Raw genomic sequence first — 20,702 nt, forward strand, 5'->3', positions numbered from 1 at the left:
GGACCTGTCAGCGCGGGGCGGGGCGCAGCAGGCGTACCCGGCCGGCGAACTGGACCACGACGGCGCCGCCGCTGCGGGCGAGCGCCGGGAGGCGGCGGCGTCGGGGCGTGCCGCGGCCGTCGTAGCGGTTCGCCGCCTCGCGCCAGGCCAGCTCGTCGGCGCCCAGTGGCGGCAGCGTGCCCCGGTCGCGCAGCTCGCGGGCCAGGTCCCAGCCGTCGCGCAGCGAGCCGTTGGTGGGGCGGCCGGCCGCCCAGTCGACGAAGACCGCAGGCCAGTCGGCGCCGAGGCCGGCGGCGAGCAGTGGCCAGTGCCGGGCCACGTCGCCGGCGCGCTTGCGTCTCAGCGCCCGACGGGCGGCCTCGACCGGCGCGGCGGCGAAGCCGGGCGGCAGCGGTCCGCCCGCGACCAGCGTCGCCACCAGCTCGGCCTGCCGGGCCGCCAGGTCGCCGCTCACGTGACCACCGGGTACCCGGAGGCGGCGGCGAGCGCGTCCAGCTCGCCGCGCAGCTCGGCGGCGGGCGGGTAGTGGCCGTCGCGTTCCAGCAGCAGCGCCGGCGGGCGGCGCCGGGCGCACAGCTCCCGGACCAGGTCGAGCACCGCGGCGGGCACCGGATCGGTGTGCGTGTCGTGGTAGAAGCCGCCGGCCTCGGCCCCGCCGGCCACGTGCACGTAGGCGATCCGCTCCAGCGGCAGCCGGTCCAGCAGCGCGGCCGGGTCGCCGCCCCGGTTGCGCGCGTTGGCGTGCACGTTGGCGACGTCGAGCAGCAGCAGCGCGTCGGTCGCGTCGAGGATCTCGGTGAGGAAGTCGGCCTCGTCCAGCTCGTCGTCGGGCCAGTCGAAGAGCGCGGCGATCGGTTCCAGCGCCAGTGGCACCGGCAGCTCCGCCCGCGCCCGCCGGACGTTGGCCACCACCGCGGCCACCGCCTCCCGGCTGCGGGGCAGCGGCAGCAGGTGGCCGGCCTCCAGGCCACCGGCCCGCACGAACGCGATGTGCTCGCTGACCAGCGGCGCGTCCAGCGCCGTCGCCACCGCGGCCAGGTGCGCCACCCGGGCCGGGTCGACCGGTTCCGCGCCGCCGAGCGAGAGCCGCACCCCGTGGGGTACGACGGTGACGTCGCGGGCGCGCAGCTCGGTCAGGCCGTCGGGCAGCGGCCCGGCCGGCGCGACCGCCTCCGCGACCACCTCGACGAAGCGCAGTCCTGGCAGGTCGGCCACGAAGCCGGCGATCTCGGGCCGCCAGCCGATGCCGACGCCGGACGGGCCGCTCATCCGCCGCACCCGCCGCCTCCGCAGCCGCCACCCCCGCCGCAGGAGCTGCCGCCGCCGCACGAGGAGGAGCCGCCGGAGCAGGAGGAGGAACCGCCGCACGAGCTGCCGGAGCTGCCCGCCGAACCCATCGCCTGGCGCTGGATCTCGGCCTGCTCCGCGAAGCCCGGGTCCATGGTCCAGAGCGTGGCGGTGCCGAACAGCGCCACCGCCATGGCGGTGGCCGACGGGCCGTACGTGGCGTACGCCGGCGCGGCGGCGGGCCGCAGCGCGGTGTGCCGGCGGCGCAGGTCGCGCAGCGCGGTGGTGGCCGCCCGGGTGCGCCACGGCACGCGGTTGAACAGCAGGAACGCGACGATGAGCGGGACCAGGACGAGGAGCAGGAAGCCGGCGGGCCGGCCGTTGGTCAGCCCGACGAAGGCACGTGCCACGCCGAGCACCAGCAGCAGGCCGAGCAGTATGGACCCGCGTCGCAGCGTGCGGCGCCGCTCCGGGTCCAGCGCCAGGCCGCGGCGGACCAGGCCGTCGCGCAGTTCGTCGAGGGCACGCCGGACCCACTCGTCGCGGGGCAGCTCCCGGGCGCGCAGGCCCTGGCTGGCCGCGTGGTGGACGGCCTGGTCCAGCGGGGTGAGCCCGGCCGGCAGCGGCCCGCCGGTGGCCAGCCGCCGGTCCGGATGCACGCCCACCGCGCCGGCCCGGCGCAGGCCGCCGAGCGCGGTCCAGACCGCGAGTTGGTCGCCCCCGTTGAGGTACGCGACCTGCTGCGGGCCGAGCGAGCCGTGGTCCGGGACCGGGGTGCCGGCCAACGCGCGGAACCGGTACACCGCCGTGCCGACGACCAGGACGACGGCCGCGACGAGATACCAGCGCAGGAAGACGGGGCCGGGGATGCCCCAGGTGTCGGCCGCGAGGACGGTCATGCTGTGCTCCTGTCGCGAGGGGGTCGCGGCTCATTGTGGAGCAGGTACGCCAGTGTCGATCTCCACGGGGCGGCCAGTTACCGGACCGAGACGTCAGTGCCGGCGGACGGCTTCCTCGACCAGGTCCAGCACGCGGGTCAGGTCGCCGGCCGGCCGGCCCATCGCGAGGTGCAGCACCAGCCCGTCGTAGGCCAGCTCCAGGAACTGGGCCAGCACGTCGATCGGCACGTCGTCGCGGAGCACGCCGGCCTCGCGCTGGCGGAGCAGCCGTTCCCGGGTCGCCTCGGCGATGGCCGCGGAGCGCTCGGACCAGCGCTTGGCGAACGCCGGGTCGGTCCGCAGCCGACGGGAGACCTCGAGCTGGCTGCCGAGCCAGCCGGTGGTGTCCGGGGAGACCGCGCGGGCGAGCAGGTCCCGCATCACCTGGACCAGGCCGTTGCGGGCCACGGTCTCCACCATGGCGGCGGCGTCGTCCTCGGCCACGGCGAGGAAGAGTGAGTCCTTGTCCCGGAAGTGGTGGAAGATCGCGCCCCGGGAGAGACCGGTGGCCTCCTCCAGCCGCCGCACGGTGGCGCCCTCGTAGCCGTGCCGGGCGAAACACGCCCGCGCCGCGGCGAGGATCTCCTGCCGGCGCGCGTCGAGCTGGTCCTGACTTACTCTGGGCACGGTGCGATCGTCGCAGGTGGCGGAGGCCGACGCAAACCGTACGTACGGCTTGCGAGGCGGGTTGGCTACCATCCGGTGATGACCCCGCTGACCGTCGCCGCCGTGCAGGCGCAACCGGTGCCCGGTGACGTCGCCGGGAACGCGCGAGCCGCCGCCCGCCTGGTCGGCCGGGCCGCCGGGGCCCGCGTCGTGGTGCTGCCCGAGCTGTTCCTGCCCGCGTACCATCCGCCGACGCTGGGCGCGGACCCGTCCGGGACGGACGTGACCGCCGACCCGGCCGGGCGGGTCGACGACGCCCGGCTGGACCCGCTGCGCGCCGCCGCGCGGGACGGCGGGACCGCCGTGGTGATCGGCGCCGCGGTCCGCCACCCGGACCGGCGGCGCACCATCTCGTCGCTGGTGGTGGACCCGACCGGCACGGTCACCGCGGCGTACGACAAGCAGCAGCTCTGGAGCGGCGAACGCGAGCTGTTCGACGCCGGCCGGCGGGGTGCCACGCTGGTGGTCGACGCGTGGCGGTTCGGCCTCGGCATCTGCTACGACGGCTGTTTCCCGGAGCACGGCCGGGCCGCGGCGGGCGACGGCGCGCACGGCTACCTCTGCCCCAGCGGCTACCTGGCCGGCTCGGCGCATCGCCGGGACCTCTACTACGCGGCCCGCGCGCTGGACAACACCATGTTCGTGGTCTTCGCCAACGCGGTCGGCGGCGTGGCGCCCTGGCGGTTCAACGGTGGCGCGGCGGTCTACGACCCGGAGGGCCGGGCGCTGGCCCGGGGCGCGGACGCCGGGGAGGACGTGCTGGTGGCGACGCTGGACCCGGCGGTCCTGGCGGACACCCGCGCGGCGCACACCATGCTGCTCGACCGGCTGCCCGACGCCGGGGCCGCCCGCGCGACGCACGTCGCCTGACCGCGGACCGGGACCTCCGGCCCTGCCGGGGCCCAGCGCGTTCCCGTAGGGTGCTCAGGTGCCGTTGCTCCTGCTCGCTCTGGACGACACCCTGCTGGACCGCGACGGGCCGTTCCGCGCCTGGGGAGCACGCTTCCTGGAGAGCATCGGCGCGCCGCCCATCGACCTCGACTGGCTGGTCTCCGTCGACGCGGACGGGCTGACCAACCGGTGGGACGTGGCCGACGCCATCCGGGACCGCTACGGGCTGCGCATTCCGTCGATCGACCTGGTCGAGGAGCTGCACGACGGCGTGGTGGCGCACATGCGGCTGGATCCGCTGGTCGCCTGCGCGTTGCGGATCGCCGCCGACGCGGGCTGGGTGCCGGTGGTGGTCACCAACGGCGCGGAACGCCAGCAGGACACCAAGATCCGCCGGACCGGCCTGGACCGGTACGTCGCCGACTGGGTGATCTCCGAGGAGGCCGGGGTCAGCAAACCCAACCCCCGGATCTTCGCGCTCGCCGCCCAGCGGGCCCGGTTGCCGCTGCGCGGCGCGTGGGTGATCGGCGACAGCCCGGAGGCGGACATCGGCGGCGCGACCGCGGTGGGCCTGCCCAGCGTCTGGCTGCACCGGGGGCGGCGCTGGTCGGATCCCCGCTTCGCGCCGACGAGGGTGGAGGACGGGCTGATCCCGGCCGTGGCCGCCGTGCTGGCGGGCTGAGCGGGAAAAATCGGTTGCCCGTCCGGACCGGCCCAACGAGCATGGTGCCGCGCGAGGGCGCAACCGGGTCGCCCGGTCGAGGAGAGGAGGTCGGTCATGGCCGTCTTTGCAGGGTCGTTCCACCTGCCTCCACCAGACTCGACCGAAGGACAGATCCACCCGTGCGCGATCACGACTTCCCGGCGCAGCCGCGCCGTGGCCGCGGCAAGAGCCGCTTCGACGACGACGAACCCGATTTCCTGAAGCGGGGCCGGCCGGCCCCGACCCTCGCCGACCCGGACGCCGAGCCCGACGCGGAGGACCGCTGGTCCTCCTGGGACCAGGCCGTCCACGGGCCGGAGCCGCACCCGGCCTGGCTGGTGACCGAGCTGGCCGCCCGGGACACCGAGCTGGGGATGCTCAAGACCGGCAAGGAGGCGGACGTCCACCTGGTCCGCCGCGCGGTGCCGGACACCGACCGGGGCTGCCTGCTGGCGGTCAAGCGTTACCGGGACGCCCAGCACCGGCTCTTCCACCGCGACGCCGGCTACCTGGAGGGCCGCCGGGTACGCCGGTCGCGGGAGATGCGGGCGATGGCCGGGCGCACCGCGTTCGGCCGGCAGATGATCGCCGGGCAGTGGGCGGCGGCCGAGTTCGCCGCGCTGTCCCGGCTCTGGGAGATCGGCGCCGCCTCCGGGCGGATCGCCGTGCCCTACCCGGTGCAGCTGCTCGGCACCGAGCTGATGCTGGAGTTCGTGGGCGACGCCGGGGCGGGCGAGGCCGCGCCCCGGCTGGCCCAGGTCCGACCGGACGACGACGAGCTGCGCGACCTGTGGGAGCAGTTGGTCGACGCCCTGGTGGTGCTGGCGCGGGCCGGGTACGCCCACGGCGACCTGTCCCCGTACAACCTCCTGGTGCACGCCGGCCGGCTGGTCCTGATCGACCTGCCGCAGGTGGTGGACGTGGTGGCCAACCCGCAGGGGGCCGAGTTCCTGGCCCGCGACGTGCGCGTGGTGGCTGCCTGGTTCACCGCCCGGGGGCTGCCCGCCGCCGACACCGATCCGGTGGCGCTGACCGAGGTGCTGCTGCGGGAGGCGGGGATCCGCTGAACCGGGAGCGTCCCGGGCGGGATCCGTCCCGCCCGGGACGTCGGCTCGGCGGTACCGCTGCGGACGGCGACGTCGCCCGCAGCGCGGGTCACTGGAGGTAGCGCTCGACCTCCGGCACCGGGCGCTCGCCCTGGGCGTCCGGGTCGCCGTGTGCCTGCCGGGCCGCCCGGCGACGGCGGAGCAGGTCCCAGCACTGGTCCAGGGACTCCTCCAGGTGCCGGAGCCGCTCGCGGGCCTCGTCGTCGGTGCCGGCCTCGTGCTGCTGGGCGCCGGCGCGCAGCCGGTGCTCCTCGTCGACGAGTTCGGAGATCCGGCTCAGGATGGTCTTGTCGTCCATTCCCGAAGCTTGGCACAGCGGACGCGCCCGCGCCCGCGTTCCCGCGCCCGCGAGCAGGTGTCGAGCGGGGCGCCGAGCCATTCCGAAGGCGTTGAACGGGGGCCCGGACTTACCGCAAACCTTTCGGCGTGACGCATATCCCACCGGCTCCATTCTCGACAAAGAGATTGTTGTTAAGTGAAATATCCTCGTTGCCGTCTTTTGATTCAACGCCCAGGATGGCATGCTCGCGAGCAACGTTCACGGGTCGAGACGGGGTAGCGACCCTCAGCAACCCGAGGGAGCGTTCAGGTGGTCGATTCGTCCGGCCTGTCCCGGCCCACCGGCCGGCCTCGTGTCGTGCCGCTGCGACAGATCCTGCCCGCCGTCCTGCGGGACCCGGCCCGCGCGCTGATCGACGTGGGCAACCGCACCGGTGGCGATCTGGTCCGGCTCAACCTCGGCTCGTTCCGCCCGTACCTGGTCACCCACCCCCGGCACGTGCAGCACGTGCTGCGCGACCGGGCGGACAACTACGAACGGGCCGGCGACGGACTGTTCTGGCGCCCGGTCAAGCGACTGTTCGGCGAGGGCATCCTCGGCGAGGGGCAGGTCTGGTCCGCCAGCCGGCGGATGTTGCAGCCGATGTTCACCGCCAAACGGGTGGAGGCGCTCATCGACGGCATGGCCGGAGCCATCTCCGACGCCGTCGACGAGCTGGACGAGCCGTACCGCGCCGGGCGGCCTGTCGACATCGGCGTCGAGCAGGCCCGCATCGTCAGCCGGGCGATCATGAAGGTGCTCTTCGCCGACCGCATCTCGGTGCCGGACGCGATGCGCGTGATCGACGCCCAGGACCGCATCGCCACCGCGGTCATCCCCCGCATCGTCGTGCCGTTCGCGCCGCTGTCGCTGCCGATGCCGGGCGACCGGGCGTTCCGTCGTGCGGTGCGGGTGGTGGACGACGTGCTGGTGCCGATCGTCCGGCAGACCCGCGACGACGCCGACTCCGGTGACGACATCATCTCCACCCTGTGGCGCGCCCGCACCGAGGACGGCCGGCAGCTCGACGAGCGGCAGGTCCGTAACGACACCGTGGCCATGTTCGCCGCCACCACCGAGACCACCATCAACGTGCTCACCTGGGCCTGGCCGCACCTGCACCAGCACCCCGAGGTCGCCGAGCGGCTCTACGCCGAGATCGACGACGTGGTCGGTGACGGCCCGGTACGCCGGGAGCACCTGGACCACCTCACGTACACCAGGATGGTGCTGGACGAGCTGCTGCGGCTCTACCCGATCGGCTGGATCATCCCGCGCCGCGCGGTCGCCGACGACGTCATCGACGGCGTGCCGATCGAGGCCGGCGCCACCATGGCGGTCAGCCCGCTGATCACCCAGCGGATGCGGCAGTTCTGGGACCGGCCGGACGAGTTCGACCCGGAGCGGTTCCGGCCGGAGCGGGTCCGCGACCGCCACCGTTACGCCCACTTCCCGTTCGGCGGCGGCCCGCACCAGTGCCTCGGCATGTACCTGTTCTATCTGGAGGCCCAGCTCATCCTCGCCACGATGCTCAGCCGCTACCGCTTCCGGCTGCGTCGCACCGACGTGCCCTGGTTGCGCCTCGCGGCGGCGCTGCGACCCCGCGAACGGGTCGAGCTGACGTTGCTCGCGGCCGGCCGGGCGGAGCCGGCGTGACCGGCGGACCGACGCCGGATCCGATCACCGCCGCGGCGGAACAGGGCCGGATCTGCGCGCTCGTCGCGCACGGCCAGCGTGGCCTGCGGCGGGTGGCCGCCGCGCACCCCGACCTGTTTCCCGCCGACCCGTTCGACGCGACGCTGTTCGGCAGCATCGCCTCGGCGATGGCGTTCAGCGCGCCCTGGCACACCGCCGCCGAGCTGGCGGTCACCAACCGCGCGGTGCTGTGGGGCTTCGCCGTCGACTGGCTGGTCGACCAGCGGGCGACCAGCCGCGCCGAGGTGGACCGGATCGCCCGTACCTGCCTGGACGTGCTGGACGGCGCGTCGACGACCGACCCGCTCGGCCGGTTCCTCGCCGAACTGCGCGACGACGTCGCCACCGCGCCCGGCTATGCCGCGTTGCGTGGACGCTGGCGCACCACCATGGAACACACGCTGGACGCGATGGCCCGCGAGTGGACGTGGCGGCGCACCGGCCGGCCCACGCTCGCCGAGTACCTGGCCAACGCGGACAATCTCGCCGCCACGGTGGTCAACGTGGCGCACTGGATCCACACCGGATCGGTCGCCGACACCGCCGCGCTGGACCGGCTCATCGAGGTCGGCGACGAGGTGCAGCGGGCGCTGCGCCTGGTCAACGACCTCGGCACGTACCGCCGGGACGCGGAGTCGGGCGACCTCAACGCGTTGCTGCTGGTCGACGACCCGGCGGAGGTCGAGCGGCGGTTCGCCGAGCAGGTCGACCACTGCCGGGTGCTGCTGGCGAAACTGGCCGACGAGGCGCCCCGGGAGGCCGACTTCCTGTCCCGCCAGCTCGGGTTCACCACCGGGTTCTACCGGCACACCGACTTCTGGGGCGTGCGGTGAGCCTCACCGCCCAGCCCGCCACCCGGAGCGGGCCCGCGCGGCAACTCGTCGACGCGCTCGCGGACGACCCGGCGGGGCAGACCTCGCCGTCGGTCTACGAGACCGGCCGGCTGGCCGCGCTGGCCCCCTGGCTGCCCGGCCACGACACCCGGCTGGCCTGGCTGCTCGACCGGCAGCGCCCGGACGGCGGTTGGGGCGGGCCCGGCGGCTACGCGCTGGTGCCGACGCTGAGCGCCGTCGAGGCGCTGCTGACCGAGCTGCACCGGACCGGTCCGGCCACGGCGCCGGCCACCGCCGCGCACCGCGGCCTGGCGTTCCTGGCCGCCGCGCTGCCCGGCGACACCCCGCCCGACCTGCCGGCCACCGACCTGATCGTGCCGGCGCTGCTGACCGCCGTGGACCGGCGTCTCACCGGCCCGGCGGGCCCACCGCCCGGGCTGGCCGGGTGGGCGCACCGGCCCCGCCTGCCCCTGCCGGCCGGTCTCGACCCGGCCCGGCTGACCCGGGTACGCGGACTGCTGGCCACCGGCCGGCCGGTCCCGGCGAAGCTGGCGCACGCGCTGGAGGTGACCGGCGAGCTGGCCCCCGGGGCGGCCGGTGTCCGCCCCTCGGTAAGCGGCTCGGTGGGCGCCTCCCCGGCCGCCACGGCCGCCTGGCTCGGCCGGCCCGAGCCCGGCCCCGCCCTGAACTACCTGCGCGGGGTCGGCCGGCCCGGGCCGGTGCCCTGCGCCAGCCCGATCACCGTCTTCGAACGGGCCTGGGCGCTGGCCGCCCTGATCCGGGCCGGTGTCCCGCTGCGGGTGCCGGAGTCGGTGCTGGCCGAGTTGGGCGCCGCCGTCGGCGCGTCCGGCGCGGCCACCGCGCCCGGGTTGCCGGCCGACGCCGACACCACCTCCGTGGTGCTCTACGTGCTGGCCCGACTGGGCCGGCCGCTCGGTGTCGCCCCGCTCGCCGGGTACGACACCGGACGCCACTTCTGCACCTGGCCGGGGGAGGACGGCGCCTCGCTGACCACCAACGCGCACGTGCTCGACGCGCTCGGCGAGCACCCGACCCGGCCCGGCGTGACGGCGGCCCGCCGCCGGGTCGCCGACTGGCTCGTCGAGCGGCAGGAGCCGGACGGGCGGTGGGAGGACCGCTGGCACGCCTCGGCGTACTACGCGACGTACGCGGTGCTGCTCGCGCTGGCCGACCACGCGCCCGACGGGGCGGCCCGGACCGCCGTCGAGCGGGGCGTCGGCTGGCTGCTGGCCACCCAGCGGGCGGACGGTTCGTGGGGGCGCTGGCAGGGCACCGCCGAGGAGACCGCGTACGCGGTGCTCGCGCTGACCGGCGCGGGCCGCGCCGGGGACCCCCGGATCGCCGCGGCGCTGGCCCGGGGCCGGGCCCGACTGTCCGAGCTGGACGGATGCGACGGTGGTCCGGCACTCTGGCACGACAAGGACCTCTACCGCCCGACGCGGATCGTGCGCGCGGCGGTACTGGCCGCGTCGGGGCGGGCCGGCTGGGCGTCGCCGCATCCGGCACCCACCATGATCAGGATCGCTTGAATGGAGTTCACGACGGCTGCTAGCGTGCGCCGGAGTCGATCGGATTCCGGACCGACCGAAGACCGGGCCAGGACGGTGTGATGGGTTCCCGCAGTACGAATCTCCGTACGAAGATCATCGCCCTGCTGGCGTCGCTGACCGCGCTCTGGGCGTTCGCGGCCTGGGTGACCGTACGGGACGGGTTCAACCTGCTCGGCGTGCAGGCGCTCAACGCGCGGGTCTTCGAGCCGAGCGACCCGCTGCTGCTGGAGCTGCAAAACGAACGCCGACTCTCGCTGCGCTACCTGGGTGAGTCCGACCCCGGGCAGTTGCAGGAGCTCCAGGCCCAGCGCGGACGCACCGACAGCGCTGCCGGCGCACTGTGGACCTCGGTGCAGGACTGGCGTACCGAGGTCCCGGCCAGCGACGAGCTGGAGCAGCGGCTGGCCGAGCTGAAGGCCGAACTCGGCCAACTCGTCCAGGTCCGCGACGAGGTGGGCCGCAAGACCATCGACCGGACCGCGACGTTGGCCGCGTACGACGAGGCGGTGGACGGCATCTTCGCCGTCTTCGACGCGCTCGGTGGTCTCGACGACGACCAGATCGCCCGGGACACCGCGGCGCTGATCGACCTGAACCGCTCCCGTGAGCTGCTGTCCCAACAGGACGCGCTGCTCACCGGCGCGGTCTCCGCCAACCGGCTGACCGTCGCCGAGCAGACCGCGTTCGCCCGGCTGGTCGGCGCCCAGTGGTTCCTCGCCGACCGGACCGCCCGGGAACTCGCCCCGACCGACCGGTCCCGCTACCAGCAGATGGTCGAGGGGGAGGCGTTCGGGCAGCTGCGCACGCTCCAGGACCGGGTGCTCGCGGCCAAGGGCGAGGACGTGCGCCCGCCGGTCACCGCCGCGGCCTGGCGGGCCGCCGCCGACCGGGCGATGGCCGACCTGCGCGGGGTGATCCTCGCCGGCGGTGAGGACATCGTGTCCCGGGCCACCCCGGTCGCCGTCGGTGTCATCATCCGGCTGGTGCTCGCCGCCGGTCTCGGCCTGATCGCCGTCGTCGCGTCCGTCATCGTCTCGATCACCACGGCCCGCGCGCTGGTCCGGCAGCTCGAACGGCTGCGCGAGGCCGCCTTCCAGCTGGCCAACGAGCGGCTGCCCAGCGTGGTGGAGCGGCTGGGGCACGGCGAGGAGGTGGACGTCGCCCGGGAGGCGCCGCCGTTGCAGTTCGGCGACGACGAGATCGGCCAGGTCGGCAAGGCGTTCAACGCGGTGCAGGAGACCGCCGTCCGCACCGCCGTCGAGCAGGCCGAGCTGCGCCGCAGCGTCCGCGACGTGTTCCTCAGCCTGGCCCGGCGCACCCAGGCGCTGGTGCACCGCCAGCTCACGCTGCTCGACGCCATGGAACGCCGGGAGCACGACGCCGAGGAACTGGAGGACCTGTTCCGGGTCGACCACCTGGCCACCCGGATGCGGCGCAACGCGGAGAACCTGATCGTGCTCTCCGGGTCGACGCCGGGTCGCGCCTGGCGGCGCAGCGTGCCGATGGTCGACGTGGTGCGCGGCGCCGTCGCCGAGGTCGAGGACTACACCCGGGTGACCGTCCGGCCGCTCGGCGCGGTGTCGCTGACCGGCCGCGCCGTCGGTGACGTGATCCACCTGCTGGCCGAGCTGATCGAGAACGGCCTCTCCTTCTCGCCGCCGCAGACCACTGTGGAGGTCCGGGGCCAACTGGTCGCCAACGGCTTCGCCCTCGAGATCGAGGACCGTGGCCTCGGCATGAGCGGCGACGAGCTGGCCGCCGCCAACACGCGCATCGTGGACCGCTCCGAACTGAACCTCGCCGACGCCGCCCGGCTCGGCTTGTTCGTGGTCAGCCGGCTCACCGAGCGGCACGGCGTGAAGGTGCAGCTCCGGGAGTCGGCGTACGGCGGCACGACCGCGGTGGTGCTGATACCGCGCGAGCTGATCAGCACGAACGCTGGCAACCCGGAGGGCTCCGACGACGCCCGCGACGACGCCGCCGCGCCGTCGCCGGCCGCCGTGGCGCCTGACCGATCGGGTCGGCCCGCCGAGGAGACCGTCGTGGTCCGGGTGGGCGAGGACGGCACCACCGGCGGGTTCGGCCCGGTCGACGCCGGTACGCCGGAGGCCGAGCCGGCACCGCCCGCGCCCCGGATGACGCCGTCCGGGCTGCCGGCGCGTACCCGCAAACGGCAGCCCGCGGTGGCCGGGCCGACCGCGGAGCTGGCCGTGGTCGAGAACCGCGCCGCCCCGCCCGCGGCCGAGGCGGCGCCGCCGCAGACCGACGCCGGGCTGCCCGTGCGGGTACGCCAGGCCAACCTCGTCCCGGAGCTGCGGCACGAACGGTCCGAGGCGGACGACGACGAGGCGGACGACACGGCGCGCGCGCCGGAGCAGGTACGCCGGATGATGAGCTCCTACCAGAGTGGAACCCGACGTGGCCGCACCGACGCGGCGCGGCTGCTCGGCGGGGCGCACGGGGCCGGTGACGGGCCGGCCGACGGAAACGAGCAGGTCACCTGACCGGGCGTCGAGGTCGACGCATCCGGGACGAGAACGGCACACCAGCCGGGGAGAAGAGGACGACGAGTGGCGCAGAAGACGGCTTCGAGCGCGGATCTTGCGTGGCTGCTGGATGACCTGGTCGGCCGGGTCAAGCAGGCGGAACACGCCGTGGCGCTCTCCACCGACGGACTGCTGATGGCCTCGTCCCGCGGATTGAGCAGGGACGACGGCGAGCACCTGGCGGCGATGGCGGCGGGCATCCAGAGCCTGGCCCGAGGCGCGGGCAAGCGGTTCGGCGGTGGTCAGGTGCAGCAGACCATCATCGAGATGCAGTCCTCCTTCCTGTTCGTCACCGCGGCCGGCCGCAACGCCTGCCTGGCGGTGCTGGCGGCGGAGGACGCGGACGTCGGTCTGATCGCGTACGAGATGGCCATGCTGGTCACCCGGGTCGGCCGGTTCGTCGCATCACCCACCCGGGAACAGCCCCTCGGCGAGAACACGGCGCGATGACAGGCCGGGGGGAGTCCACCGAGCAGGAGTGGGTCGACGACCACGCGGGCCCGGTGGTCCGCCCGTACGCGGTCACCGGCGGCCGGGCCCGCCCGGTGACCGGCACGTTCGACCTGATCTCCCTGGTGACCGCGACCCGCGCCGAGGTCGGGTCGGAGTCCGGGCTGGGCCCGGAGCACGTGGCGATAGTCGGCCTCTGTCAGCGGATCCTTTCCGTGGCCGAGATCGCCGCCCACCTCGACCTGCCGGTGGGCACCGTCCGGGTCCTCCTCGGAGACCTGGCGGCCCGCAGTCTGGTGCAGGTACGCGAGCCGCGCGCCACCCCCGCCGGCCTTCCCGACGAGCATGTTTTCGAGGCGGTAATCAATGGACTACGGGCGCTCTGAGCGGCCGGCGGGAGCAGCGCCGCTGCCCACCGCGATCAAGATCCTGATCGCCGGTGGTTTCGGCGTCGGCAAGACCACCATGGTCGGCGCGGTCAGCGAGACCCGGCCGCTGCGTACCGAAGAGGTGCTGACCGAGACCGGGATCGGCATCGACGACCTGTCCGGGGTGGAGGCGAAGTCGACCACCACAGTGGCGATGGACTTCGGCCGGATCACGCTCAGCGACGATCTGGTGCTCTACCTGTTCGGCACGCCCGGACAGGACCGGTTCTGGTTCGTCTGGGACGAGCTGGCGCTGGGCGCGCTCGGCGCGGTGGTGCTCGCCGACACCCGTCGGCTGGCCGACTGCTTCCCGTCGATCGACTACTTCGAGGGGCGGGGCACGCCGTTCGTGGTGGCGGTGAACTGCTTCGAGGGGGCCCGGCAGTTCCGGCTCGACGAGGTCCAGGCGGCGCTCGACCTGGACCCGGGCGTGCCGGTGGTGCTCTGCGACGCACGTCAGCGTGAGTCGGCCAAGGAGGTGCTGATCACGCTGTTGGAGCACGCCATGAAGCTGCGTGAGGCGCGTCGGCGGGCCGCCGGTGACTGAGCCGGCCGTGTCCCTGCGCGCGATGGTCCCGGAGGAGTTCGACCGCTGGCAGACCGAACTCGCCGCCGCCTACGCGCGGGAGCACGTGTCGGCCGGCAACTGGACGGAGGCGGAGGCTCTCGACCGGGCGCGGGAGGCCAATGCCGCCCTGCTGCCGGACGGCCTGGCCACGCCCGGCATGCTCTTCCTGATCGGCGTGCTGCCCGACGGTTCGTCGATCGGCCGGCTGTGGATCGGTCTGACCCATCCGCGCGGCGTCGCCCACTGCGCCTTCATCTACGACATCGAGGTGGTCGCCGACCGCCGCGGTCAGGGCCTGGGCCGGGCATTGCTCGCGGCGGGGGAGCGGATGGCCCGGGAGCGGGGCGCCCGGGCCCTGGAGCTCAACGTCTTCGGCGCCAACGAGACGGCGGCGACGCTCTACCGGACCTCGGGCTACCGGGTGGTCACCCAGCAGATGCGCAAGGACCTGCTCGCCTAGGTCGCGCGGACGCTGGCTCGTGCGGCCCTTGGCTCGTGCGGCCCTTGGTTCGTGCAGGGTCGCTGGTCACTGAGCGTCGCCGTGGCAGAAAACAACTCGCTTTGAAGCGGTATACCTCCCGGTCATAATTATGACCAGGAGGTATACCGCTTCGCGGCCAACTATGCCGCCGGCCGCGACACGCCCGGAGGCGAGTCGCGGCGGGGCCGGCCGAGCGCTGCCCCCGGACACACCCGGCGACCGCTGAGCGGCCGGGTGGCGCGGCGCGCCCTCCGGAGAGCAGCGTACGGGTGGCCGCAGCGGTGGCTGGGCGACCCGCGTGGGCGTGGCTAGAGGCGGGTGGCGGTGCTGACCAGGGCGGCCAGGGACCGCGACCGGCTGTGCGGCGGCCACGCGATCACAGTGGTCACCGCCGGTGCGTCCGGCACCGGCACGGCGGCGAGATCCGGCCGCAGGAGCGTCCGGCACGACTCGGGGAGCACTGCCACCGTCCGACCGAGCGCGATCAACTGGAACAACTGGGCGTGATCCCGGACCTCGGGCCCCGGTCCGTCCGGATAGCTGCCGTCCCGGCGCGGCCAGCGTGGCAACGGCAGGTCGGGCAGCGCGGAGACGTCGGCCGTCCGCACCTGCGCCCGGCCGGCCAGCGGATGCCCGGCCGGCAGGACCACCACCTGCTGTTCGGTCACCAACTCCTCGGTGTCGAGCCCGGCCGTCGAGTCGAACGGCAGGTGCAGCAGCGCCACGTCGGCCCGCCCGTCACGCAGCAGCCGCTCCTGTTCGCCGATGCCGCACAGCAGCACCTCCACGGCGACCGCGTCGGGCTCGGCGGCGTACGCGTCGAGCAGTTTCGGCAGCAGCTCGCTCGACGCGCCGGCCTTGGTGGCCAGCACCAGGCCGGGCTCGCCGGCCGCGGTGGACGCGGCGCGGCGGGTGCGGCGGTCGGCGGCGGCCACCGCGTCCAGCGCGGCCCGGCCCTCGCGCAGCAGCACCGCGCCGGCCGGCGTCAACGTGACGGCCCGGCTGTCGCGGGCCAGCAGCGTCGCCCCGAGCCGCCGTTCGAGCTGCGCGATCGCCCGCGACAGCGGTGGTTGGGCGATGCCGAGGCGGCGCGCGGCACGGCCGAAGTGCAGCTCCTCGGCGACCGCGACGAAGTAGCGCAACTCCCGGGTCTCCACCCCGCCACCGTACCTCCGGGCGATACCCGTCGGGTATCGCCCGCTACCGAGACGGTGTTGGCCGCCCGGTGCCGGCGCGGCCAGGATCGATCGCATGAGTGAAGGCACGATCGCGCTGGTGACCGGCGCGAACAAGGGAATCGGGTACGAGATCGCGGCCGGGCTGGGCGCGCTCGGCTGGCGGGTGGGCGTCGGCGCCCGCGACGGGCAGCGCCGGGAGGCCGCCGTGGCGAAGCTGCGCGCGGCCGGCGTGGACGCGTTCGGCGTACCGCTGGACGTGACCGACGACGCGAGCGTGACCGCCGCCGTCCGCCTGCTGGCCGAGCAGGCCGGCGGTCTCGACGTGCTGGTCAACAACGCCGGCGTCACCGGCGGCATGCCGCAGCAGCCCGGCGGTGCGGACGTCGCGACCGTGCGGGCCGCGGTCGAGGTCAACGTGATCGGCGTCATCCGGGTCACCGAGGCGATGCTGCCGTTGCTGCGCCGCTCGGCCGCGCCCCGGATCGTCAACATGTCCAGCGGCGTCGGCTCGCTCGCCCGGCAGAGCGCCTCCGTCGGGGAGGAGCAGACGGGACCGCTCTCCGTGGCCTACGCGCCGTCGAAGTCGATGCTCAACGCGGTGACGATCCAGTACGCCCGCGCGCTCGCCGGCACGAACATCCTGATCAACGCCGGCTGCCCCGGCTTCACCGCGACCGACCTGAACGGCTTCCGCGGGGTGCGTACGCCGCAGCAGGGCGCGGCGATCGGGATCAGGCTGGCGACGCTGCCCGACGACGGGCCGACCGGAGGGTTCTTCGAGGACGCCGGCGTCGTGCCCTGGTGACCACGCGAGGAGGGGCCCCTTGTTAACAGACGTCTGTTAACAAGGGGCCCCTCCTCGCACCAGGTGTCAGCTGGCGATCATGCGGCGCAGCACGTACTGGAGGATGCCGCCGTGCCGGTAGTAGTCCGCCTCACCGGGGGTGTCGATGCGGACCACGGCGTCGAACTCCACACCGGTGTCGGTGGTGACCTTCACCGTGCGCGGGGTGTCGCCGTCGTTGAGCGCGGTGACCCCGCTGACCGAGAACGTCTCGGTGCCGGTCAGGCCCAGCGACTCCGCGGTGGTGTCGACCGGGAACTGCAGCGGCAGGACGCCCATGCCGATCAGGTTCGAGCGGTGGATCCGCTCGTACGACTCGGCGATGACCGCCTTCACGCCCAGCAGCATGGTGCCCTTGGCCGCCCAGTCCCGCGACGAGCCCGAGCCGTACTCCTTGCCGGCCAGGATGACCAGCGGGACGCCCGCCTCCTGGTACGCCATCGAGGCGTCGTAGATCGAGGACTGCTCGCCGGTCAGGTGGTTGACCGTGAAGCCGCCCTCGACACCCGGGACGAGCTGGTTGCGCAGCCGGATGTTGGCGAACGTGCCCCGGATCATCACCTCGTGGTTGCCGCGGCGGGAGCCGTACGAGTTGAACTCGTGCCGGGCCACGCCGTGCTCGGCCAGGTACTTCCCGGCGGGGGAGTCCGCCTTGATGGAACCGGCCGGGGAGATGTGGTCGGTGGTCACCGAGTCGCCCAGCTTCGCCAGCACCCGAGCTGGACCGATATCGGAGACAGGCGCCGGCAGGCGCCGCATGCCCTCGAAGTACGGGGGCTTGCGCACGTAGGTCGACTCGCCGTCCCAGGAGAACGTGTCGCCGGTCGGGGTCGGCAGCGACTGCCAGCGCTCGTCACCGGCGAACACGTCGGCGTACGCGGCGCTGAAACCGGTGGCGCCGATCGCCGAGGCGATGACGTCCTGGATCTCGGCGGTGTTCGGCCAGATCTCCCGCAGGAACACCGGGTTGCCCTGGGCGTCGGAGCCGATCGGCTCGTTGGCCAGGTCGATGTCCATGGTGCCGGCGAGCGCGTACGCGACCACCAGCGGCGGGGACGCCAGGTAGTTCATCTTGACGTCCGGGTTGATCCGGCCCTCGAAGTTGCGGTTGCCGGAGAGCACCGAGACGACGGCCAGGTCGCCCTCGTTGACGGCGGCGGAGACCTCCTCCGGCAGCGGGCCGGAGTTGCCGATGCAGGTGGTGCAGCCGTAGCCGACCAGGTTGAAGCCGAGCTTCTCCAGGTACGGCGTGAGGCCGGCGCGGTCGTAGTAGTCCATGACGACCTTGGAGCCCGGCGCGAGGGTGGTCTTCACCCACGGCTTGCGGGCCAGGCCCTTCTCCACCGCGTTCCGGGCCAGCAGCGCGGCGCCGATCATCACCTGCGGGTTCGAGGTGTTGGTGCAGGACGTGATCGCGGCGATCACCACCGCGCCATGGTCCAGCTCGTACTCGACGCCGTCGGCGCCGGTCACCCGGACCGGGTTGGTGGCCCGGCCACCCGCGCCCACGGCGGCGGTCTCCAGGTCACGCGGCGCGTCCGCCGGGTCGTTGACGCCGTTGGCCGGCGCGTCGCTGGCCGGGAACGACTCGGCGCTGGCCTCGTCGGCCGGGCCGTCGGTGCCGAACGGCTTCTGCTGCTGCGGCACGCCCGCCTTGCGGCCCGGGTCACCGCCGGTCTCGTCGGCCGCCACGTAGTCGGTGAGCGCCGAGCGGAACAGCGTCTTCGCGCTGCCCAACGGCACCCGGTCCTGCGGGCGCTTCGGGCCGGCCAGGGACGGCTCGATGGTGCCGAGGTCCAGCTCCAGGCGCTCCGAGTACTCCGGCTCGTGGTCCGGGTCGTGCCAGAGGCCCTGCTCCTTGGCGTACGCCTCGACGAGCGCGACCTGGGCGGCGTCGCGGCCGGTCAGCTCCAGGTAGCGGACCGTCTCGGCGTCGATCGGGAAGATCGCCACGGTGGAGCCGTACTCCGGCGACATGTTGCCGATGGTGGCGCGGTTGGCCAGCGGCACCGCGCTCACGCCGGGGCCGTAGAACTCGACGAACTTGCCGACCACGCCGTGCTTGCGCAGCATCTCGGTGATGGTCAGCACCAGGTCGGTGGCGGTGGTGCCGGCCGGCATCTCGCCGGAGAGCTTGAAGCCGACCACGCGGGGGATCAGCATGCTGACCGGCTGGCCGAGCATCGCGGCCTCGGCCTCGATGCCGCCGACGCCCCAGCCCAGCACGCCCAGGCCGTTGACCATGGTGGTGTGCGAGTCGGTGCCGACCACGGTGTCCGGGTACGCCTGGCCGTTGCGCTCCATGATCGTGCGGGCCAGGTACTCGATGTTGACCTGGTGCACGATGCCGGTGCCCGGCGGGACGACCTTGAACTCGTTGAACGCGCTCTGACCCCAGCGCAGGAACTGGTAGCGCTCCTTGTTGCGCTCGTACTCCAGCTCGACGTTGCGCTCGAACGCGTCCTCGCGGCCGAACAGGTCGGCGATGACCGAGTGGTCGATGACCAGCTCGGCCGGGGCCAGCGGGTTGACCTTGGTGGCGTCGCCGCCGAGGTCGCGGACGGCCTCGCGCATGGTGGCCAGGTCGACCACGCAGGGCACGCCGGTGAAGTCCTGCATCAGCACCCGGGCCGGGGTGAACTGGATCTCCACGCTCGGGTCGGCGGTGGGTTCCCACGCGCCGAGCTGCCGGATGTGGTCGGCGGTGATGTTCGCGCCGTCCTCGGTCCGCAGCAGGTTCTCCAGCAGGATCTTCAGGCTGTAGGGCAGTCTGTCGTGCCCCGGAACCTGGCCGATCCTGAAAATCTCGTAGCTCGCGTCTCCGACGCGTAGCTGGGTCTTCGCACCGAAGGTGTCGAGGCTCGCCACGTCGTACTCCTTCACACCAGCGACCGTGAGTAGTCCTGAGCAGTTTGTCGCACCGACCGGGGCGCCGCCGTGCTTAGGCGACACTTACCCGCGTCGGGCTCTACAAAACCGTACGTCCGTCTTGCTATTCACGCAACCTCGTGCCACGCTGCGGGACGAGGAGGTGCCACCATGATCCACCACGTGCTGCTTGCCTGCCCGCGCGGCTCCGAGGACCGCTCCCGCGCGTTCTACGTCGGTCTGCTCGGCCTCACCGAGAAACCCAAACCTCCGGCCCTCGCCGCCCGCGGCGGCTGCTGGTTCACCGGGTACGACGCCGAACTGCACCTCGGCGTGGAGGACGATTTCGTGCCCGCCCGCAAGGCCCACCCGGCGCTGGTCCGCGCCGACCTGGACCGGCTGGCCGCCCGGTTGGCCGCTGCCGGTCACGACGTGACCTGGGGCGACGACGAGATCCCCGGCATGCGGCGGTTCCACACGTACGACCCGCACGGCAACCGGCTGGAGTTCCTGGCCCCCACGGGCTGAGTTCCACCCGGGTAGTGTCGGAGCGTGGTCGACGTGCAGCACTGGCTCTCCGCGCTACCGCCCGGCGTGATCTACCTGATCGTCGCCGGGGTGATCGGCGTCGAGAGCATGGGCGTCCCACTGCCCGGCGAGATCGTGCTGGTCAGCTCCGCCCTGCTCGCCGCCACCGGGGTGGTCCAGCCCGAGTGGGTGGCCGTCGCGGCGGCGACCGGCGCGATCGTCGGCGACTCCATCGGGTACGCCGTGGGCCGCCGTGGCGGCCGGCCACTGCTGGAACGGCTGGGTCGGCGCTTCCCGAAGCACCTCGGCCCGCCACATCTGGCCCGTGCCGAGCAGAGCTTCGCCCGGCACGGTGTGTGGGCGGTCTTCTTCGGCCGGTTCGTCGCGCTGCTGCGCATCCTCGCCGGCCCGCTGGCCGGCGCGCTGCACGTGCCGTACCGCCGGTTCCTGGTGGCGAACGCGGCCGGCGGCCTGGTCTGGGCGTTCGGCACGACGTACCTGCTGTTCTACGTCGGCCGGGCCGCCGAGCACTGGCTCAAGGACATCTCCTGGGCCGGGCTGGTGCTCGCCGTGCTGGCCGGCCTGGTCAGCACGTGGTGGCTGCGCCGGCGCGGGAAACGGTTGGCCGCGGCCGAGACGCCCGAGCGGAACGAGCCGGTCGGCGCGACCGAGCGCTGACGAAAGGGCCCGACCCCTCCTGTGGGGTCGGGCCCTTGTCGGTGTGTCGGGTCAGCTGGTGCTGTAGCCGCGGGTGGCGATCCAGTCGGCGAGGTTGTCGACGGTGATGCGGTAGGAGGCGGTG

General features: G+C 73.9%; 21 protein-coding genes. 14 read left to right on the forward strand and 7 right to left on the reverse strand.

Going from position 1 to position 20,702, the window contains the following annotated elements:
- Positions 1 to 7: 7 nt before the first annotated feature.
- From C8054_RS29960 to C8054_RS29975, 4 genes are all read right to left on the reverse strand, one after another.
- Entirely contained in the window at positions 8 to 454 is a 447-nt protein-coding gene (locus tag C8054_RS29960; protein ID WP_107162518.1) for a hypothetical protein, read from the reverse strand.
- Positions 451 to 1,269, reverse strand: a complete 819-nt coding sequence (locus C8054_RS29965) for a DUF692 family multinuclear iron-containing protein (RefSeq protein ID WP_107162537.1) — start codon at positions 1,267 to 1,269, stop codon at positions 451 to 453. The genes C8054_RS29960 and C8054_RS29965 overlap by 4 nt, the downstream gene beginning before the upstream one ends.
- Complete coding sequence (locus C8054_RS29970) at positions 1,266 to 2,186, reverse strand: TIGR04222 domain-containing membrane protein (RefSeq protein ID WP_107162519.1); 921 nt, start codon at positions 2,184 to 2,186, stop codon at positions 1,266 to 1,268. Before C8054_RS29970 ends, C8054_RS29965 begins: the two co-directional genes overlap by 4 nt.
- Positions 2,187 to 2,279: 93 nt before the next feature.
- Positions 2,280 to 2,852 (reverse strand): TetR/AcrR family transcriptional regulator, encoded by a 573-nt coding sequence (locus C8054_RS29975; RefSeq protein ID WP_107162520.1) that lies wholly within the window; start codon positions 2,850 to 2,852, stop codon positions 2,280 to 2,282.
- Between the two features lie 78 nt (positions 2,853 to 2,930).
- On the opposite strand from C8054_RS29975, the gene C8054_RS29980 reads away from it, so the two are divergent.
- The 3 genes from C8054_RS29980 (at position 2,931) to C8054_RS29990 (ending at position 5,552) form a co-directional block, all read left to right on the forward strand.
- Positions 2,931 to 3,761, forward strand: a complete 831-nt coding sequence (locus C8054_RS29980) for a carbon-nitrogen hydrolase family protein (RefSeq protein ID WP_107162521.1) — start codon at positions 2,931 to 2,933, stop codon at positions 3,759 to 3,761.
- Between the two features lie 58 nt (positions 3,762 to 3,819).
- Complete coding sequence (locus C8054_RS29985) at positions 3,820 to 4,464, forward strand: HAD family hydrolase (protein ID WP_107162522.1); 645 nt, start codon at positions 3,820 to 3,822, stop codon at positions 4,462 to 4,464.
- A gap of 161 nt (positions 4,465 to 4,625) precedes the next feature.
- Complete coding sequence (locus C8054_RS29990; protein WP_107162523.1) at positions 4,626 to 5,552, forward strand: serine protein kinase RIO; 927 nt, start codon at positions 4,626 to 4,628, stop codon at positions 5,550 to 5,552.
- 88 nt (positions 5,553 to 5,640) lie between these two features.
- On the opposite strand, the gene C8054_RS29995 is transcribed toward C8054_RS29990, so the two are convergent.
- Positions 5,641 to 5,889 (reverse strand): DUF2630 family protein, encoded by a 249-nt coding sequence (locus C8054_RS29995; protein ID WP_107162524.1) that lies wholly within the window; start codon positions 5,887 to 5,889, stop codon positions 5,641 to 5,643.
- Positions 5,890 to 6,228: 339 nt separating this feature from the next.
- Here C8054_RS29995 and C8054_RS30000 point away from each other — a divergent pair, with 339 nt between their 5' ends.
- The 8 genes from C8054_RS30000 (at position 6,229) to C8054_RS30035 (ending at position 14,461) form a co-directional block, all read left to right on the forward strand.
- On the forward strand, positions 6,229 to 7,566 hold the full coding sequence (locus tag C8054_RS30000; protein ID WP_199199981.1) for a cytochrome P450: 1,338 nt from the start codon (positions 6,229 to 6,231) through the stop codon (positions 7,564 to 7,566).
- Complete coding sequence (locus C8054_RS30005; RefSeq protein ID WP_107162526.1) at positions 7,563 to 8,438, forward strand: terpene synthase family protein; 876 nt, start codon at positions 7,563 to 7,565, stop codon at positions 8,436 to 8,438. The genes C8054_RS30000 and C8054_RS30005 overlap by 4 nt, the downstream gene beginning before the upstream one ends.
- Positions 8,435 to 9,988 (forward strand): prenyltransferase/squalene oxidase repeat-containing protein, encoded by a 1,554-nt coding sequence (locus C8054_RS30010; protein WP_107162527.1) that lies wholly within the window; start codon positions 8,435 to 8,437, stop codon positions 9,986 to 9,988. The genes C8054_RS30005 and C8054_RS30010 overlap by 4 nt, the downstream gene beginning before the upstream one ends.
- Positions 9,989 to 10,068: 80 nt before the next feature.
- Entirely contained in the window at positions 10,069 to 12,513 is a 2,445-nt protein-coding gene (locus C8054_RS30015; protein WP_107162528.1) for a nitrate- and nitrite sensing domain-containing protein, read from the forward strand.
- A gap of 66 nt (positions 12,514 to 12,579) precedes the next feature.
- The gene (locus C8054_RS30020) at positions 12,580 to 13,005 is read left to right on the forward strand and encodes a roadblock/LC7 domain-containing protein (protein ID WP_091573440.1); all 426 of its coding nucleotides are present in this window, start codon (positions 12,580 to 12,582) and stop codon (positions 13,003 to 13,005) included.
- Positions 13,002 to 13,391, forward strand: a complete 390-nt coding sequence (locus C8054_RS30025; RefSeq protein ID WP_107162529.1) for a DUF742 domain-containing protein — start codon at positions 13,002 to 13,004, stop codon at positions 13,389 to 13,391. The genes C8054_RS30020 and C8054_RS30025 overlap by 4 nt, the downstream gene beginning before the upstream one ends.
- Complete coding sequence (locus tag C8054_RS30030) at positions 13,372 to 13,980, forward strand: ATP/GTP-binding protein (RefSeq protein WP_107162530.1); 609 nt, start codon at positions 13,372 to 13,374, stop codon at positions 13,978 to 13,980. The genes C8054_RS30025 and C8054_RS30030 overlap by 20 nt, the downstream gene beginning before the upstream one ends.
- Complete coding sequence (locus C8054_RS30035) at positions 13,973 to 14,461, forward strand: N-acetyltransferase (RefSeq protein ID WP_107162538.1); 489 nt, start codon at positions 13,973 to 13,975, stop codon at positions 14,459 to 14,461. The genes C8054_RS30030 and C8054_RS30035 overlap by 8 nt, the downstream gene beginning before the upstream one ends.
- Before the next feature lie 329 nt (positions 14,462 to 14,790).
- Here the strand turns inward: C8054_RS30035 and C8054_RS30040 are convergent, their stop codons facing one another.
- Positions 14,791 to 15,639, reverse strand: a complete 849-nt coding sequence (locus C8054_RS30040) for a LysR family transcriptional regulator (protein ID WP_107162531.1) — start codon at positions 15,637 to 15,639, stop codon at positions 14,791 to 14,793.
- 94 nt (positions 15,640 to 15,733) lie between these two features.
- Between C8054_RS30040 and C8054_RS30045 the strand changes: the two genes are divergently transcribed.
- Positions 15,734 to 16,465 (forward strand): SDR family oxidoreductase, encoded by a 732-nt coding sequence (locus C8054_RS30045; protein ID WP_107162532.1) that lies wholly within the window; start codon positions 15,734 to 15,736, stop codon positions 16,463 to 16,465.
- Positions 16,466 to 16,531: 66 nt separating this feature from the next.
- Here the strand turns inward: C8054_RS30045 and C8054_RS30050 are convergent, their stop codons facing one another.
- The gene (locus tag C8054_RS30050) at positions 16,532 to 19,387 is read right to left on the reverse strand and encodes an aconitate hydratase (protein ID WP_107162533.1); all 2,856 of its coding nucleotides are present in this window, start codon (positions 19,385 to 19,387) and stop codon (positions 16,532 to 16,534) included.
- A gap of 156 nt (positions 19,388 to 19,543) precedes the next feature.
- Between C8054_RS30050 and C8054_RS30055 the strand changes: the two genes are divergently transcribed.
- Both C8054_RS30055 and C8054_RS30060 read left to right on the forward strand, forming a co-directional pair.
- Complete coding sequence (locus C8054_RS30055; RefSeq protein ID WP_107162534.1) at positions 19,544 to 19,900, forward strand: VOC family protein; 357 nt, start codon at positions 19,544 to 19,546, stop codon at positions 19,898 to 19,900.
- Between the two features lie 24 nt (positions 19,901 to 19,924).
- Positions 19,925 to 20,578, forward strand: a complete 654-nt coding sequence (locus C8054_RS30060) for a DedA family protein (RefSeq protein WP_107162535.1) — start codon at positions 19,925 to 19,927, stop codon at positions 20,576 to 20,578.
- The last annotated feature ends 124 nt before the right edge of the window (positions 20,579 to 20,702 follow it).

Source organism: Micromonospora sp. RP3T (assembly GCF_003027925.1).
Taxonomy (GTDB): Bacteria; Actinomycetota; Actinomycetes; order Mycobacteriales; family Micromonosporaceae; genus Micromonospora.

Bases quoted from the DNA above. Each gene is read 5' to 3' on its own strand.
- C8054_RS30025 (WP_107162529.1), top strand. From the start codon at position 13,002: ATGACAGGCCGGGGGGAGTCCACCGAGCAGGAGTGGGTCGACGACCAC.
- C8054_RS30015 (WP_107162528.1), top strand. From the start codon at position 10,069: ATGGGTTCCCGCAGTACGAATCTCCGTACGAAGATCATCGCCCTGCTG.
- C8054_RS30030 (WP_107162530.1), top strand. From the start codon at position 13,372: ATGGACTACGGGCGCTCTGAGCGGCCGGCGGGAGCAGCGCCGCTGCCC.
- C8054_RS29965 (WP_107162537.1), bottom strand. From the start codon at position 1,269: ATGAGCGGCCCGTCCGGCGTCGGCATCGGCTGGCGGCCCGAGATCGCC.
- C8054_RS29970 (WP_107162519.1), bottom strand. From the start codon at position 2,186: ATGACCGTCCTCGCGGCCGACACCTGGGGCATCCCCGGCCCCGTCTTC.
- C8054_RS29995 (WP_107162524.1), bottom strand. From the start codon at position 5,889: ATGGACGACAAGACCATCCTGAGCCGGATCTCCGAACTCGTCGACGAG.
- C8054_RS30055 (WP_107162534.1), top strand. From the start codon at position 19,544: ATGATCCACCACGTGCTGCTTGCCTGCCCGCGCGGCTCCGAGGACCGC.
- C8054_RS29980 (WP_107162521.1), top strand. From the start codon at position 2,931: ATGACCCCGCTGACCGTCGCCGCCGTGCAGGCGCAACCGGTGCCCGGT.
- C8054_RS30045 (WP_107162532.1), top strand. From the start codon at position 15,734: ATGAGTGAAGGCACGATCGCGCTGGTGACCGGCGCGAACAAGGGAATC.